Origin of the sequence: Nonomuraea fuscirosea (genome assembly GCF_003001935.1) — a bacterium.
In the GTDB taxonomy this organism is placed as follows: domain Bacteria; phylum Actinomycetota; class Actinomycetes; order Streptosporangiales; family Streptosporangiaceae; genus Nonomuraea; species Nonomuraea fuscirosea.
Map to the genome: position 1 here is coordinate 40,514 of NZ_PVNG01000033.1, position 15,683 is coordinate 56,196.

A 15,683-nucleotide genomic window follows, 5' to 3' on the forward strand; every position below is an offset into this window, starting at 1 on the left:
TGACATTCGGATGTCCGCTATGTTGCCAGATGTCCTCAGCCTGGGGGCCCTATGGCAAGGTCTTTACGTCATATATATGTCATGACATATTGGACCTTCTGGCTTCCTCCCCAAAAGCACACGTCGGAGGGTTTGCATGGCACTGCGGAAACGGTCGGTAGGTGTGGTCGCGGTCATCGCCGCGGCCGGTCTGGGGCTCGCTGCCTGCGGCCAGTCGTCGTCCGGGGGAGGCGGTGACGCGATCGAGCTGACGATCGCCCAGAACGCCATCCAGGGCGGCAAGAACGAGGCGGCCGCGAAGTTCATCGCCGACTGGGTCATCCCCAAGTTCCAGGAGGCCCAGAAGGCGAAGGGCAAGGACGTCACGGTCAAGTTCGTTCCCAGCGGCGTCGACGACGAGCAGTACAAGACCAAGCTCTCCCTGGACCTCAAGTCCGGCAAGGGCGCGGACGTGATCGACATCGACAGCATCTGGGCCGGCGAGTTCGCCGAGGCCGGCTACATCAAGCCGCTGACGGAGGTGGCCGGGGCCGAGGCCGACAGCTGGGACGGCTGGTCGCAGATCCCCGAGGCGGTCCAGGGGATGACCGAGTTCAACGGCAAGAAGTACGCCCTGCCCGTCGGCACCGACGGCCGCGTCCTCTACTTCAACAAGACCCTGTTCGCCAAGGCCGGGCTGCCCGCCGACTGGCAGCCGAAGAGCTGGCAGGAGGTCCTCGACGCCGGCACCAAGCTCAAGTCCTCCGGCGTGCCCGTGCCGATCCAGATCAACGCCGGCACCGCCATGGGCGAGGCCACCTCGATGCAGGGCGTGCTGCCGCTGCTCGCCGGCGCGGGCGGCGAGGTGCAGCAGGACGGCAAGTGGAGCGGCGCCTCCCAGCCGCTCAAGGACGCGCTCGGCCTCTACCAGAAGATCTACGGCGGCGGCCTCGGCGACCCCAAGCTCCAGCAGGAGGCCAAGGGCCGCGACAAGTCGTTCCAGCAGTTCGCCGACGGCAAGATCGGCATCCTGATGGAGGGCGACTACTTCTGGCGCGGCGTGGTCAACCCCAAGACGGGCGTGGCCAAGATGGCCGACCGCGACCAGGTCGTCGGCTACGCCATGATCCCGGCCATGGAGCCCGGCAAGGGCATCCGCGGCCAGGACTTCGTCAGCATGTCCGGCGGCGCGCTGCGGACGGTCAACCCCAACACCAAGCACCCGAAGGAAGCCTTCGAGCTGCTGACCTTCATGCTCTCCCCGGAGGCGCTGAAGGAGGAGACCAAGGACGGCAATGTGCGCATCACGCCGCGCAGCGACGTCAACAAGGAGATCCTCGCCGGTGAGCCGCTGCTGACGTTCATCTCGGAGAAGGTGCTGCCGCTGACGGCCTACCGGCCGCCGGTCGCCGCCTACCCGCAGGTGTCGGTGGCGCTGCAGGAGGCGACCGCGGCGGTCGTCGGCGGAACCGCGCCCGACCAGGTCGCGGCCGACTACCAGAAGAAGCTCGAAGGAATCGTCGGTGGCGCAGGCAACATCGCCTCCTGAGACGCGGCCCGAGGACGAGGCGCAGGCCCCCCGCTACAGCTCTGACGCGGCGGGCCTGGGCAAGGCGCGGGCCGGGGCCTTCGCGGCGCCGGCCCTGCTGCTCATCGCGGTCTTCCTCGTCTTCCCCGCGCTCTGGGTGCTCTATCTCGGACTCACCAACTACCGCCTGACCGGCACCGCGGCCGCCGAGCCGCAGTTCGTCGGCCTGGACAACCTGCTCGACGCGGTCTCCAACCCCACGTTCTGGAGCTCGACCTGGCTGACCGTGCAGTTCGTGCTCGGCTCGGCCGTCATCGGGCAGGTCGGCCTCGGCTTCGCCATCGCCTGGCTGCTGCGCGACCGGCGCGGCCCGCTCAAGCGCGTGGTCGAGGGCCTGGTCATCCTGGCCTGGATCCTGCCCAGCGCGATCGTGTCGTTCCTGTGGGTGGCGCTGCTCGACCGCGACGGCGGCACGCTCAACGCGCTGCTCGGCCTGCCCGGCTTCGCCTGGCTGCTCGACCACCCGATGCTCTCGATCATCGTGTTCAACACCTGGCGCGGCACGGCCTTCTCGATGATGTTGTACGGCGCCGCCCTCGGCAACGTGCCCCCCTCCCACCTGGAGAGCGCCCGCCTGGCTGGCGCCTCCGGCTGGCAGCAGCTCAGGGACGTGGTGTTCCCGCACATCAGAGGCCACATCCTGACCAACCTGCTGCTGATCAGCCTGTGGACGTTCAACGACTTCAGCCCGTTCCTGCTCACCGCGGGCGGCCCCGACGGCAAGTCCGAGGTGCTCGCCGTGCACGTGTACAAGGTGGCGCTGCAGAGCGGTGAACTGGGCTACGGCGCCGCCGTCTCCACGATCATCCTGTTGATCAACCTGGTCGTGGCGGTGTTCTACCTGCGGCTGCTGCGGAGCAAGAAATGACGCGTTTCGTCCTGGGCCGGATCGGGTTCTACACGCTGATCGCGGTGCTGCTGGCCTTCTTCACCGTGCCGCTGCTGTGGCTGGTGACGGCGCCGTTCACCTCGGACCCCACGTACGAGGTGCGGGTGCCGGACTTCACCTGGGACAACTTCGCCGCGTTGCTGGAGCACCCGTACGCGCTGCCGTCGCTGTGGAACTCGGTCGTGCTGTCGGCCGGCACCGCCGTGCTGGTCGTGATCTTCGCGGCGCTGGCCGCGTACGCGCTCAGCCGGGTGCGGCTGCCGGGCCGCGACGCACTGCTGTACGCGTTGCTGCTGCTGTCGTCGATCATCACCGGGACGGCGGCGATGGTTCCGCTGTTCCAGCTCGCGGTGGAGCTGAACCTGATCGACTCGCAGTTCGGACTGATCCTCATTCTCACCGGCGGGCTGCTGCCCGCGGCGATCTTCATGCTGAAGGACTTCATGGACTCCACGCCGAAGTCCTACGAGGAGTCGGCCCGGGTGTTCGGGGCCTCGCCGCTGCAGATCGTGCGTGACGTGGTGGTGCCGCTGGTGCGGCCCGGCCTCGCGACCATCGCCGTCTGGGCCGTGGCCAACGTGTGGGGCAACTTCCTGATGCCGTACCTGTTGCTGAGCGACGTGGAGAAGCAGCCGGCGGCGGTGATCACGTACACGCTGTACACCGAGGGCGGGCAGGCCAACCTCAGCATGTTGTCCACGTTCGGGCTGCTCTACTCGATCCCGGTGGTCCTCATGTACCTGTTCGTCAGCAAGAAGTACGGCTTCCGCTTCCACGGAGGGATCAAGCGTTAATGGCCGCCATCGAACTACGCGGGCTGACCAAGGTCTACCCCGGCGGGGTCAGAGCGCTCGACGCGCTCGACCTGGTCATCCCCGACGGCGAGTTCTTCGCCCTGCTCGGCCCCTCCGGCTGCGGCAAGACCACGCTGCTGCGCACGATCGCCGGGCTGGAGACCGCCACCGGCGGCGCCGTGGTCATCGGCGACCGGGACGTGACGGGCGTGCAGCCGGGCGCCAGGGACGTGGCCATGGTGTTCCAGGACTACGCGCTGTTCCCGCACATGGACGTCACGGACAACATCGCCTACCCGCTGCGGATCAAGAAGGTGTCCAAGAACGACCGCCGCGACAAGGCCGCCGAGGTCGGGGCGCGGCTAGGGCTCGAACACCTCATGGACCGGCGCCCCGGGCAGCTGTCCGGCGGGCAACAGCAGCGGGTCGCACTGGCCCGGGTGATGGCCACGCAGGCGCAGGCGTTCCTGTTCGACGAGCCGCTGTCCAACCTGGACGCGCGGCTGCGGCTGGAGGCGCGTACGTTCCTCAAGAAGCTGCAGCGCGAGCTGGGCGTCACCACCGTCTTCGTCACCCACGACCAGGCCGAGGCCCTGGCCATGGCCGACCGGATGGCGGTCATGGAATCCGGGCACATCCGGCAGATCGGTACGCCGGCCGAGGTGTTCCAGCGGCCGGCCAACACGTTCGTGGCCGGCTTCATCGGCTCCACGCCGATGAACCTCCTGGACGGCGTCGTCCGAGGTGACACGCTGGAAGTGGCGGGCTGCAAGGTCGCGGTCCCGGCCGCGGCGGAGGGCCGGCTGTCCGACGGAGGGAAGATCGTGTACGGCGTGCGTCCCGAGTACATGACGTACTCGGCCGAGCCCGCTGACGGCGCGCTGGGCGGGAAGGTGTCCATCGTGGAGAACCTGGGCGCCTCCCACCTGGTGACCCTCGACGTCAACGACGTGAACGTGCAGGCCGTCGTGCCCGAGGGCAGCGAGCCCGCCGTGGGCGACGACGGATACGCGCTGCCCAGGCGCGACCGCGCCCTCGTCTACCTGGACGGAGAACTGGTGTGAGAGGCCACTGGACGCTGGACGACCGGCTGGAGCGGATCCTGCGCGAGGTGCCGTTCGAGGTGCCGGCCGGGACCGCCGCCGTGCACGTGAAGCTGTCGTACGACAGGTCGCAAGGGGTGCTCGACCTCGGGTGCGGCGCGCCGGACGGCTTCCGCGGCTGGTCGGGTGGCGCCCGCGACGAGTACACGATCACCCGCGACTGGGCCACCCCCGGCTACCTGCCGGGCGAGCCGGAGGCGGGCACGTGGCACGTCTGGCTGCGCCTGCACCGGATCCCGGCGCAGGGGCTGGACTACACCCTGGAGATCACGGCCGAGCCCGTCGCCCCGCCCGAGCCCGTGGCCGAGGAGCCGCCGCACGGTGAGCGCCCGCCCCGCCGGGACATCCCCGGCGTGGACGGCCTGACCTGGTACGCCGGCGACTTCCACGCCCACACCCTGCACAGCGACGGCAGCCTGACCATCCCCGAGCTGGCCGAGCTGGCCCACGGGCGCGGCCTCGACTTCCTGGCCGTCACCGACCACAACACGGTCAGCCACCACCCCTGGCTGGCCAAGACCGGCCGCGACATCACGCTCATCCCCGGCCAGGAGGTCACCACCGACCGCGGCCACGCGAACGTGTTCGGCGACGTCGGCTGGGTCGACTTCCGCGAGCGCCCCGACTCCTGGCTCGACCACGCCGAGCGCGCGGGCGGCCTCATGTCGATCAACCATCCGCTCGGCGGCGACTGCGCCTGGCTGCAGCCGATCGACCGCCGTCCTCCGATCGCCGAGGTGTGGCATTCCGGCTGGTGGGATCGCCGCTGGGGCGCCCCGCTGGCCTGGGCGGACGCCTGGCGCGACGACCTGATCGTGATCGGCGGCAGCGACTTCCACAAGCACGGCAACGACGGCCTGCCCGGCGCGCCCACGACGTGGGTGCTGGCCGAGGACACCGGCGCCGTGCTCGACGGCGTGCGCGCCGGGCGCACCGCCGTCTCCGCCGGCCCCGACGCGCCGCTGCTGCTCAGGCTGGGCGACGAACTGCTCGCCCTCGACGCCGACGGCCTGGTGCTGGTGCGCCCCGACGGCACCCGGCAGGTGGTGCGCGGCGAACGCGCGCTGCTGCCGGCGATCGACGGCCGGCACCGGCTGGAAACCTATGAGAACGAGGTGATCGCCCTATGCGCGTGAGGAAAATCGCCAACGCCCCCGTGAGCTTCGGCGTCTTCGAGCTGAGCGACGCGCCGCCGCCGCTCGGCCCCGACGAGATGGTCCGCGCGCTGGCCGACGCCGGCTACGAGGGCATCGACTCCGGGCCCATCGGCTACCTGGGCACCGGCTCCGAGCTGGCCGATCGGCTGGCCGGCGCCGGGCTGCTGCTGGCCGGCGGCTGGGTGGACCTGCGCTACGAGGACGCGGACGCCTACGCGAGCGGGCTGCCCGCGCTGGAGGCGGCGCTCGACGTGTTCGCCGCCGCCCCCGCCGGTGACCTGCCGCCGCGGCCCACGCTGGCCTGCTCCACCTCGGCCGAGCGCTTCGCCCGGCCCGGCGGGAGCGTTCCAGGACTGGCCGCCTCCGACTGGCCCGCCTACGCCGCCCGCATCCAGGAGGCCACCGACCGGTGCAGGGAGCGCGGGTTCGAACCCGCCTTCCACCACCACCTCGGCACGAACATCGAGACGCCGCAGGACGTCGAACGCCTGCTGGAGCTCACCGACGTGCACCTCTGCCTCGACACCGGGCATCTCCTGCTGGCCGGGGGCGACCCGGTCGAGTGCCTGCGCGCCTGGGCCGACCGGGTCGACCACGTGCACATCAAGGACGGCGACACGAAGATCCTGGCCCAGGCCCTGGCCGACGGCGTGGACCTGCGCGAGCTCATGGGCCGCGGCGGGTTCGCCCGGCTCGGCGAGGGCGAGCTGGACCTGCCCGCCGTGGTGCGCACGCTGGACGAGATCGACTACGAGGGCTGGATCATCATCGAGCAGGACACCCTGCCCGGCCGGCGCTCGGTCGCCCAGAACATCGCCGACCAGGCGGCCAACCGTCAGATGCTGAAGGACTTGGGACTTTGAGAATCGCGCTTGTGGGTTGCGGGGCCGTCACCCAGGCGGTCTACGTGCCGCTGCTGTCGCGGCGGCGTGACCTGTTCGAGGTGAGCGCCGTCTGCGACCTGTCGCGCACGCTCGCCGACGCCGTGGGCGACCGGCTGGGCGCCGCCGGACGATACACGTCGGTGGACGACCTGCTCGCCGCCGGCGGCTTCGAGGCCGTCGTCGTGCTGGCCTCTGGCTCGCACGGCGAGACCGTCAGGAAGGCCCTGGCTGCCGGGTACGCCGTGCTCTGCGAGAAGCCGCTCGCGCTGACCAGGGCCGAGGTGGCCGCGCTGCCGGAAGGGCGGCTCATGGTCGGCTACATGAAGCAGTACGACCCCGCCGTACGCCGGGCCGAGGAGGCCCTGGCCGCGCTCGGCGGCCCCGAGGCGATCCGCGCGGTCGAGGTCACCGTGCTGCACCCGAGCGGGGAGTCGCAGCTCGCCTTCGCCAACCTGACCCAGGCACGCGACGTGGACCAGGACCTGCTCGCCTCCCTGCGGGCGGCCGAGCACGAACTGGTGTCGCGGGCGCTCGGCGAGGCGGCCCCCGAACCGGTCAGGAACCTGTACGGGGTGGCGCTGGGCTCCATCTGTCACGACCTGTCGCTCCTGCGCCGCTTCACCGGCTCACCCCAGGAGATCTCGTACGTCGAGACGTGGGGTTCGGCCCCCGGCTCCATCGAGATCTCGGGGCCGCTGCCGGTCCGGGGCAGGTTCTCCCTGCGCTGGCACTATCTGGAGGACTATCCCGCCTACCGCGAGACCGTGGCGATCCACCACGATCGCGGCTCCCTCGAACTGGTCTTCCCCTCGCCGTACCTGATGAACGCGCCGACCACGCTGACCGTGGTGTCCGACGCGGAGAGCAGGGCACATTGGCGCGAGGTGACTGAGGCGTTCGAAGTACAGCTCGCGGCCTTTCATGCTTACGTGAACGATGGCAAGCCGCCCCTCACCGACGCGGGTGGCGGGCTCGAGGACATCGTCACGGCGCAGCGGATCGCGGCCCGTTACGCCGTGCAGCATGATCTGCCCATTGGAGGGGAGGCAGCGTGAGCAAGGAGATCGTCGTCGTTCCGCACACGCACTGGGACCGGGAGTGGTACGAACCCTTCCAGCGTTTCCGGCTGCGCCTGGTGGCGTTGATGGACGAAGTGCTCGACACGATGGAACGCGAGCCCGCCTACCACTTCACCCTCGACGGGCAGCTCGCCTGCGTGGACGACTACCTGGAGGTGCGCCCGGAGAACCGCGACCGCCTGGCCGCCCTGGTGGAGTCCGGGCGGCTGGCCGTGGGCCCGTGGCAGATCCTGCTCGACGAGTTCCTGTGCTCGGGCGAGAACATCATCCGCAACCTGGAGCTCGGCATGGCCAGGGCGGACAAGCTCGGCGGCGCCATGCCGGTCGGCTACCTGCCGGACATGTTCGGCCACACCGCCCAGATGCCGCAGATCCTGCGCAAGGCCGGGCTGTTGCACGCCTGCGTCTACCGCGGCGTCCCGTCCTCCGTCACCACCGACGCCTTCGCCTGGGTCGCCCCCGACGGCACCGCGCTGCGCACCCAGTACCTGCCCGCGGGCGGCTACGGCAACGGCGCCCACCTGTTCTCCGACACCGAAGGGCTGAAGGAGCGGGCGGAGTCCTTCGTCACGACCATGCGCGGTTGGCACGGTCCCGAGGGGCCGCTGCTCGCCATGTACGGCACCGACCACTCCGCCCCCGTACGCGGGCTGCCGGACATGGTCGCCGCCATCGACGCCCGGATGGACACCCTGTCCGGCTACATCGGCGCGTACAGCGGTGACGTCGAGGGCCTGCCGGAGGTGCACGGCGAGCTGCGCTCCCACGCCAGGGCCAACATCCTGCCCGGCGTCATCTCCATCCGCGCCCACGTCAAGCAGGCCATGAGCCGGGCCGAGCGGATGGTCGAGCGCTACGCCGAGCCGCTGGCCGCCCTCTGGGGCGAGGAGTGGCCCGGTCGCTTCCTCGACATGGCGTGGTGGCGGCTGGTGGACGCCAGCGGGCACGACTCCGTGACCGGCTGCGGCGTCGACGACACCGCCCAGCAGGTCGCCGCCCGCGTCGCCGAGGCCGAGCACCTCGGCCAGGCCGTGCGCGACATGGTGACCGCCCGCCTGGCGCGCTCCGTCCCGTCCGACGCGGCGCTCGTCGTCAACCCGACGCCGGCCGCCCGGCAGGGCGTCGTCGTCGTGGACGTGGCGGGCAGCGACCCGCTGATCGACCCGGCCGGCCGGCCCGTGCCCACGCAGCCGCTGGAGTACGCCTCCACGCTGCTGCTCGACGAGACCATGGACCCCGCCACGGCGCTGACCTTCGTCCACGGCACCGAGCTGTACGGGCAGCAGATCACCGCCTGGTCGGTCGAGGACGGGACGCTGACGTTCAAGGTCGCGCGGGAGACGTCGGAGCTCGTCGACATGGACGAACTGCGCCGCTCCATCGACGGCGTGACCCGCGTCCGCATCGAGGCCGAGCCCCGGCGCACCGTCGCGGCCCTGGTGGGGGTCCCCCCGCTCGGCCACACGAGCGTCCGCCCCGCGCCCCGCGACCAGGTCTACGGGCCGCCCAGCGTCCCGGAGGACCACAGCCTGCGCGAGCACCACCCGGCCTGCTGGCTCAGGTCCGACTCCGCGCCCCTGCCGGTGCGCGGCGACGAGGAGGTGCTGGACAACGGGCTGCTCCGGGTCCTGATCGCCCGCGACGGCACGCTGACGCTGGTCGGCGAGGACGGCACCACCGTCACCGGCGCCGGGCGCATCGTCAACCGCGGCGACGTGGGCGACACCTACAACTACGCGCCCCCGCTGGCAGACCAGGAGGTGGTCGAGGCGGAGATGGTCACCATCGAGCCGGTCACCTCGGGGCCGCTGATCGCGGCGGTCGACGTCCGGCGCGTCTACAACTGGCCGGCCTCGGCGGAGATCTCGGCGGGCAGCCCGGAGATCCCCGCCATCACGCGCAGCTCCAGGGTCGAGGAGATCGTCGTCAACACCCGCGTCGAGCTGCGCGCCGGCGAGCCGTTCGTGCGGCTGCGGGTCGAGTTCGACAACCGCTGCGAGGACCACCGCGTACGCCTGCACATACCGCTGCCGCAGACGGCCACCGAGTCGCACGCCGAAGGGCAGTTCGCGGTCGTCACCCGGGGGCTCACCTCCGAGGGCGGCTGCGGCGAGGAACCGCTGCCCACCTTCCCCGCCTCCTCCTGGGTGGCCGCGGGCGGCGTGGCCGCGCTGCTGGAGCACGTGACCGAGTACGAGGTGATCGACGGCGGCACCGAGCTGGCCCTGACACTGCTCCGCTCGGTCGGCTACCTGTCGCGCAACCGCAACGTCCTGCGTCCGGAGCCGGCCGGCCCGCAGTTGCCGACCCCCGCCGCCCAGTCCCGCGGGCTGCGCACGGTGGAGCTGGCGCTGATGCCGTACGGAGGCTCGTGGGAGGAGGTCGTGCCCGCGGCCGAGTCCTTCCGGCACGACCTGCTGGTGGTGCCCGGCCAGGGTGAGCCGTTCCTGCCGCTGCCCGAGGCGGGGGCCGGGATCTCGGTGATGGGTCACGGCGTGACGATGACCTCGCTGCGCGAACGCGACGGCTGGCACGAGCTCCGCGTCGTCGCCTCCACCCCGAACCCCACCGAGGCCGTCATCTCCGGCGACCTCGTGGCCGCCCGCCACGCGGACCTGCGCGGCCGCCCCGGCGACCCGATCGAGATCACGGAGGGGGAGGTGCGGCTGCCGCTGGACGCCTGGGAGATCGCGACCATCCAGTTCCGTAAACTCTGAGTAACGAATCGAACGCACGTAGTAATGTAGCCGCATGATTACGGCGCGTCGCTCGCTGGCTCTGTTCGATCTGCCGATCGCGAAGTCGGGCGCGGTACGCCTCGCCTCGCCCGACTTCTCGGAGGCCGACCCCGGCGTCTGCCGCGCCGACGGCGCCATCCTCTGAAGTGCCCGGCCTGCCTGGTCGTCATCTGCCCCAAGGGCAGGGTCGCGAAGTGGGCGAGCGGCGACATCTCCACCGGCCATCCAGGGCTGGTCCTGAAGCCCCTGGTCATCCACGAAGGCAACACACCGGTGATCACGGACGCCCGCCAGGCGGCCGAGAACATCGGGCTGGCGGTCGTCTCGGTGGTCACGCAGAGTGAGCATCCTCGATTCAACGAAATCACCGCTGCAGTACAAGCGGCACTGGACACCATCGATCGAGAGACCGCTTATCGGTACGCTCGATACATCACCCTGTCACTGGAAGGTGACGCTCAGGAAGAATGGGGCCGAGGTATGGACACGAAGACCTATCCCTACCAGGGCGCATACGCCGAAAGCCTCGTCGCCGAGGGAGAGGTTAAGGGGGAGGCTAAGGGCAAGGCCAAGGGTAAAGCGGAGTTGCTGCTCAAACTCCTCGATTCGCGGGGACATGCGGTACCCGATGATGTGCGCGAGCGCGTCATGGAGTGTCGTGACGAGCCGACCCTCGACAACTGGTTCGAGCGGGCTCTCAAGGGCGACTCGGTCGAGGAACTCTTCCTCTGAGTGAGACAAAAAGGGATCGCGACATAAGTCCGATGACCTATCCGTATCAAGGCGAGTACGCCGAAAGCCTCATCGCGCAGGGCATGGCGCGGGCGGTTCTCCACCTCCTCGACACGCGGGGGATCGCCGTGCCCGAAGAGACGCGGGAGCACGTCATAGGCTGTCGCGACGAGGCAGTCCTGGACGAGTGGCTCAGGCGAGCCTTGAAGGCCGAATCGGTGGAGGACGTCTTCGGTTAGCCGAGTCGGCTGACATCACACCCGGATGGAGGGCGGAGAAGGGGCCGTTCTCCAGTCGGATCCGCTTCTAGCGGGTGCCCCACGAATACGTCTGCTTGCGTAGTTTCAGGTACACGAACGACTCGGTGGCCCGTACGGCCGGGATGGCGCGGATCTTGCTGAGGATCTCCAGCAGGTGCCCGTCGCCCTCGCACACCACCTCGACGATCACGTCGAAGGAGCCGGCGGTGAGCACCACGTAGTCGATCTCGTCGATGGCCGACAGTTCGTCCGCCACCGACTCGAGGTCGCCCTCGCAGTTGACGCCGATCATGGCCTGGCGGGGGAAGCCCAGGGTGAGCGGGTCGGTGACGGCGACGATCTGCATGACGCCGGCGTCCTGCAGGCGCTGGACGCGCTGGCGGACCGCCGCCTCCGACAGGCCCACCGCCTTCCCGATCGCCGCGTACGGCATCCGACCGTCGTTCTGCAGTTGCTCGATGATCTGCTTGGACAGGTCGTCGAGCACGACGGTGCCGGTGCTGGCGCTGTTTCTGCGTACGCGCGGCGGCGTCGTCATCGAGAGGAATCCTCCTACTGGTCCGGCGTTACGGGGGCGTTCCCGCTGGGTTGCCGTCCTGGTGCGACATGTTGTCAGTTCTCCGTGGTCTGTCAAGCGAATTCGTAGCAATTTGATATCTTCGCCACGAAATCCCTTGTCCGGATGCTGGCGCTCTGTCAGAGTCGCGGCATCTCAGCCACCTCATCAGGAGGGCGCATGACACCCCGTCTGCAGAACTTCATCAACGGTGAGTTCGTGGACGCCAAGAGCGGCCGGTTCTCCGACATCATCGATCCGTGCACGGGGGAGGCCTACGTCCAGGCTCCCGTCTCCGGGCCCGAGGACATCGACAGCGCCTACGCCGCCGCGGCGGCCGCGTTCGAGGCGTGGGGCGGGACCACCCCGGGTGAGCGGGCCAATCTGCTGCTCAAGGTGGCCGACGCCATCGACGCGCGAGCCGATGAGATCAACGACGCCGAGTGCCGCAACACCGGCAAGCCGCGCGCTCGCATGGCCGAGGACGAGACTCCCATCGCCGCCGACCACTTCCGCTTCTTCGCGGGCGCGGCGCGCACGCTGGAGGGCCCCACGGCCGGCGAGTTCCTGGCCGAGCACACCAGCGTGATCAGGCACGAGCCGATCGGCGTCATCGGCCAGGTCACGCCGTGGAACTACCCGATGATGATGGCGGTCTGGAAGATCGCCCCCGCGCTGGCGGCGGGCAACACGATCGTGCTCAAGCCGTCCGACACCACGCCCGTCTCCACGCTGAAGCTGGCCGAGATCATCGGCGAGGTGCTGCCGGCGGGCGTGTTCAACGTCGTCACCGGCGACCGCGAGACCGGCGCCCTGGTCGTGAGCCATCCGACGGCCGCGATGGTGGCCATCACGGGCTCGGTCGGCGCTGGCATGTCGGTCGCCAAGAGCGCCGCCGACGACCTCAAGCGGGTGCACCTGGAGCTCGGCGGCAAGGCGCCGGTCGTGGTCTTCGAGGACGTCAAGGACCTGGGCAGGGCCGCCGCCGACATCGCCACCGCCGGCCTGTACAACGCCGGCCAGGACTGCACGGCCGCCTGCCGGGTGCTCGTGCAGGAGAGCGTGCACGACGAGTTCGTGGCCGCGCTCACCGAGGCAGCGGCCGGCACGGTCACCGGCGGCCTGGACGACGAGGACGCCCTCTACGGTCCGCTCAACAACGAGAGCCAGCTCGCCAAGGTGCAGGGCTTCGTCGAGCGGGTCCCCGCGCACGCCAAGGTCCTCACCGGCGGTCACCGCGTGGGCGACAAGGGCTACTTCTTCGCCCCGACCATCGTCGACGGCCTGCGCCAGGACGACGAGATGGTGCAGAACGAGGTCTTCGGCCCCGTGATCACCGTCCAGACGTTCACCGACGAGGCCGACGCGCTGGCCAAGGCCAACGACGTGAAGTACGGCCTGAGCGGCTCGGTGTGGACCTCCGACCACGGCCGCGCGATGCGCATGTCGAACCGGCTCGAATTCGGCGTGGTGTGGGTCAACACCCACATCCCGTTCGTCTCGGAGATGCCGCACGGCGGCTTCAAGCACTCCGGGTACGGCAAGGACCTGTCGGTGTTCGGCCTGCACGACTACACCCGGGTGAAGCACGTCATGCACTACATCGGCGAATAAGAAGGAAAGACCCTGGGATGACCGAGCTGAGTGCGATCGAGCTTGAAGACGTCGTCAAGGAGTACCACTCGCATGGCGAGGTCGTCCAGGCGGTCAAGGGTGTGACCCTGGACATCCCCGAGGGGGAGTTCTTCTCCCTCCTCGGGCCGTCCGGTTGCGGCAAGACCACGACCATGCGAATGATCGCCGGCTTCGAGGCGCCCTCGAAGGGCCTGGTCCGCCTGCTCGGCCAGGACGTCACGAACGTGCCGCCGAACAAGCGCGACGTCAACATGGTCTTCCAGTCCTACGCGCTCTTCCCGCACATGAGCGTCTGGGACAACGTCGCCTTCGGCCTCAAGCAGCGCAAGACGCCACAGGAGGAGGTCAAGCGGAGGGTCGGCGAGATGCTGGAGATCGTCGACCTGGCCGGCCGGGAGAAGCGCATGCCGCGCCAGATGTCCGGCGGCCAGCAGCAGCGCGTGGCCCTGGCCAGGGCGCTGGTCAACCGGCCGCGCGCGCTTCTGCTCGACGAGCCGCTCGGGGCGCTCGACCTCAAGCTGCGCCAGGCCATGCAGATCGAGCTCAAGCGCATCCAGCGCGAGGTCGGCATCACCTTCGTCTACGTCACGCACGACCAGAGCGAGGCGCTGACCATGAGCGACCGGATCGCCGTCATGAACGACGGCCTGGTCGAGCAGCTGGGCGGGCCGCACGAGATCTACGAACGGCCCGCGACCGCCTTCGTGGCCGGCTTCATCGGCACCTCCAACCTGCTCACCGGCGCCGCGACCGGCGGTGAGCTGAAGATCGCGGGCGGCCGGGTGCTGGTCCCAGGTCACGACGGCGAGGTGACGGTGACCGTACGGCCGGAGAAGATCACCATCGGCACCGAGGAACCCGCGCGCGAATCGAGCGCCGTGCGCGGAACCGTGGCCGAAGTCGTCTATCTGGGCACCTACAACAGTTATGCCGTGCGTCTCGCCGACGGGGCCGAGATGACGGTTTTCCAGCAGAACGCGCACGACGCGACGGCGACGGCGGAGCGGGGCGACTCCGTGTGGTTGTCGTGGCGGGCACAGCACTCGTACGTGATTGGAAGTTGACACCCCCTCATGAACCCCCTCATGCGTGGAATGACGCAGCCCCGCACCCGTCGTGACGTCTTCAGGCTGACCGGCTTGTCCGCCGCCGGTCTCGCCCTGGCCGCCTGTGGCGTGCAGGGGCAGAAGGTGGCGCCGCCCAAGGCCGACGCCGTGGCGGACTACTGGGCCAAGCAGACCAAGAACGGCAAGGTCGTCTTCGCCAACTGGCCGGAGTACATGCCGGAGGACAAGGGACCGCTGGAGCGGTTCAAGAAGGACACCGGCATCTCCTACGAGTACAAAGAGGTCATCCAGGAGAACGCCGAGTTCTTCGGCAAGGCCGACCCCGTGCTGCGGGCCGGGCAGCCCCTGGGCTACGACATCGTGGTCATGACCAACGGCATCCAGCTCCAGCACATGATCGAGCTGGGTTACGTGGTGGCGCTCGATCAGTCGAAGCTGCCGAACTTCCAGGCCAACGCCGGGCAGAAGTACAAGGAGCGGGCCTACGATCCCGGGAACAAGTACACGATTCCGTACACGTCGGGCGTGACCGGGATCGCGTACAACACCGAGTACGTCAAAGACGACATCACCAGCATCGAGTCGCTGTTCGACGCCAAGTACAAGGGGCGGGTCGGGATGATGTCCGACGCGCAGGAGATCGGCAACTTCGGCATGATCGCGCTGGGCATCGATCCGGAGAAGTCGACCGAGGCCGACTGGAAGAAGGCCGGCGAGAAGCTCAAGGCGCAACGCGACGCCGGAATTGTCCGGAAATATTATGATCAGTCGTATATCGATGCGGTGTCCAAGGGCGACATCTGGCTGACCATGGCCTGGTCGGGCGACGTCTTCCAGCGCCAGCTCGCCGGCGAACCCGTCAAGTTCATCGTGCCCGAAGAGGGCGGCACGATCTGGACCGACAACATGCTCATCCCCAAGGGCGCGGCCAACCCGGTCGACGCCCTCATGCTGATGGACTACCTCTACCAGCCGGCCGTGGCCGCCGAGCTCGACGAGTTCATCCAGTTCGTGACGCCCGTCCCGGCCGTGCAGGACCTGCTGCGGGAGAAGGCGGGCACGGCCAAGGGCGCGGCCAAGAAGGCTCTGGAGGAGATGGTGGACAGCCCGCTCATGTTCCCCACCGAGGCCGACTACGCCAAGCTGCGCTCCTACACCCAGCTCACCACCCAGCAGGAGCAGGTGTTCAACCCGATCTTCCAGTCCATCACCCAGGCCTAGC

Annotated in this window: 15 protein-coding genes; 14 read left to right on the forward strand and 1 reads right to left on the reverse strand. The window is 69.4% G+C overall.

Annotated elements, in window-relative coordinates; translation table 11 throughout:
* Window positions 1–136 precede the first annotated feature (136 nt).
* The 11 genes from B0I32_RS50560 (at window position 137) to B0I32_RS50605 (ending at window position 11,182) form a co-directional block, all read left to right on the forward strand.
* Window positions 137–1,528: an extracellular solute-binding protein gene (locus B0I32_RS50560; protein WP_245956653.1), complete on the forward strand. Its 1,392-nt coding sequence runs from the start codon at window positions 137–139 to the stop codon at window positions 1,526–1,528.
* On the forward strand, window positions 1,503–2,435 hold the full coding sequence (locus B0I32_RS50565; protein ID WP_245956654.1) for a carbohydrate ABC transporter permease: 933 nt from the start codon (window positions 1,503–1,505) through the stop codon (window positions 2,433–2,435). Before B0I32_RS50560 ends, B0I32_RS50565 begins: the two co-directional genes overlap by 26 nt.
* Window positions 2,432–3,250 carry a carbohydrate ABC transporter permease gene (locus B0I32_RS50570; protein WP_106252008.1) on the forward strand — a complete coding sequence of 273 codons (819 nt, stop codon included), beginning with the start codon at window positions 2,432–2,434 and terminating at the stop codon, window positions 3,248–3,250. The genes B0I32_RS50565 and B0I32_RS50570 overlap by 4 nt, the downstream gene beginning before the upstream one ends.
* Window positions 3,250–4,314, forward strand: coding sequence for an ABC transporter ATP-binding protein (locus B0I32_RS50575; protein WP_106252009.1), 1,065 nt, complete (start codon window positions 3,250–3,252; stop codon window positions 4,312–4,314). The genes B0I32_RS50570 and B0I32_RS50575 overlap by 1 nt, the downstream gene beginning before the upstream one ends.
* Window positions 4,311–5,489: a CehA/McbA family metallohydrolase gene (locus B0I32_RS50580; RefSeq protein WP_106252011.1), complete on the forward strand. Its 1,179-nt coding sequence runs from the start codon at window positions 4,311–4,313 to the stop codon at window positions 5,487–5,489. The genes B0I32_RS50575 and B0I32_RS50580 overlap by 4 nt, the downstream gene beginning before the upstream one ends.
* Entirely contained in the window at window positions 5,480–6,373 is an 894-nt protein-coding gene (locus tag B0I32_RS50585; RefSeq protein ID WP_106252012.1) for a TIM barrel protein, read from the forward strand. Before B0I32_RS50580 ends, B0I32_RS50585 begins: the two co-directional genes overlap by 10 nt.
* On the forward strand, window positions 6,370–7,449 hold the full coding sequence (locus B0I32_RS50590) for a Gfo/Idh/MocA family protein (protein ID WP_106252014.1): 1,080 nt from the start codon (window positions 6,370–6,372) through the stop codon (window positions 7,447–7,449). Before B0I32_RS50585 ends, B0I32_RS50590 begins: the two co-directional genes overlap by 4 nt.
* Window positions 7,446–10,190: a glycoside hydrolase family 38 N-terminal domain-containing protein gene (locus tag B0I32_RS50595; RefSeq protein ID WP_106252016.1), complete on the forward strand. Its 2,745-nt coding sequence runs from the start codon at window positions 7,446–7,448 to the stop codon at window positions 10,188–10,190. Before B0I32_RS50590 ends, B0I32_RS50595 begins: the two co-directional genes overlap by 4 nt.
* A gap of 34 nt (window positions 10,191–10,224) precedes the next feature.
* Window positions 10,225–10,356: a hypothetical protein gene (locus B0I32_RS61230; RefSeq protein ID WP_281262675.1), complete on the forward strand. Its 132-nt coding sequence runs from the start codon at window positions 10,225–10,227 to the stop codon at window positions 10,354–10,356.
* A 128-nt stretch (window positions 10,357–10,484) separates the two neighbouring features.
* Window positions 10,485–10,943, forward strand: coding sequence for a hypothetical protein (locus B0I32_RS50600; RefSeq protein WP_106252017.1), 459 nt, complete (start codon window positions 10,485–10,487; stop codon window positions 10,941–10,943).
* A 32-nt stretch (window positions 10,944–10,975) separates the two neighbouring features.
* Window positions 10,976–11,182, forward strand: coding sequence for a hypothetical protein (locus B0I32_RS50605; protein WP_106252019.1), 207 nt, complete (start codon window positions 10,976–10,978; stop codon window positions 11,180–11,182).
* Window positions 11,183–11,249: 67 nt separating this feature from the next.
* On the opposite strand, the gene B0I32_RS50610 is transcribed toward B0I32_RS50605, so the two are convergent.
* Entirely contained in the window at window positions 11,250–11,741 is a 492-nt protein-coding gene (locus B0I32_RS50610; RefSeq protein WP_106252021.1) for an Lrp/AsnC family transcriptional regulator, read from the reverse strand.
* Between the two features lie 198 nt (window positions 11,742–11,939).
* On the opposite strand from B0I32_RS50610, the gene B0I32_RS50615 reads away from it, so the two are divergent.
* From B0I32_RS50615 to B0I32_RS50625, 3 genes are read left to right on the forward strand one after another with little or no spacing between them, the layout of a single operon-like run.
* Window positions 11,940–13,373, forward strand: coding sequence for a gamma-aminobutyraldehyde dehydrogenase (locus B0I32_RS50615; protein ID WP_106252023.1), 1,434 nt, complete (start codon window positions 11,940–11,942; stop codon window positions 13,371–13,373).
* Window positions 13,374–13,390: 17 nt separating this feature from the next.
* Entirely contained in the window at window positions 13,391–14,458 is a 1,068-nt protein-coding gene (locus tag B0I32_RS50620) for an ABC transporter ATP-binding protein (RefSeq protein ID WP_106252025.1), read from the forward strand.
* Between the two features lie 30 nt (window positions 14,459–14,488).
* Complete coding sequence (locus B0I32_RS50625) at window positions 14,489–15,682, forward strand: polyamine ABC transporter substrate-binding protein (protein WP_106252027.1); 1,194 nt, start codon at window positions 14,489–14,491, stop codon at window positions 15,680–15,682.
* Window position 15,683 lies beyond the last annotated feature (1 nt).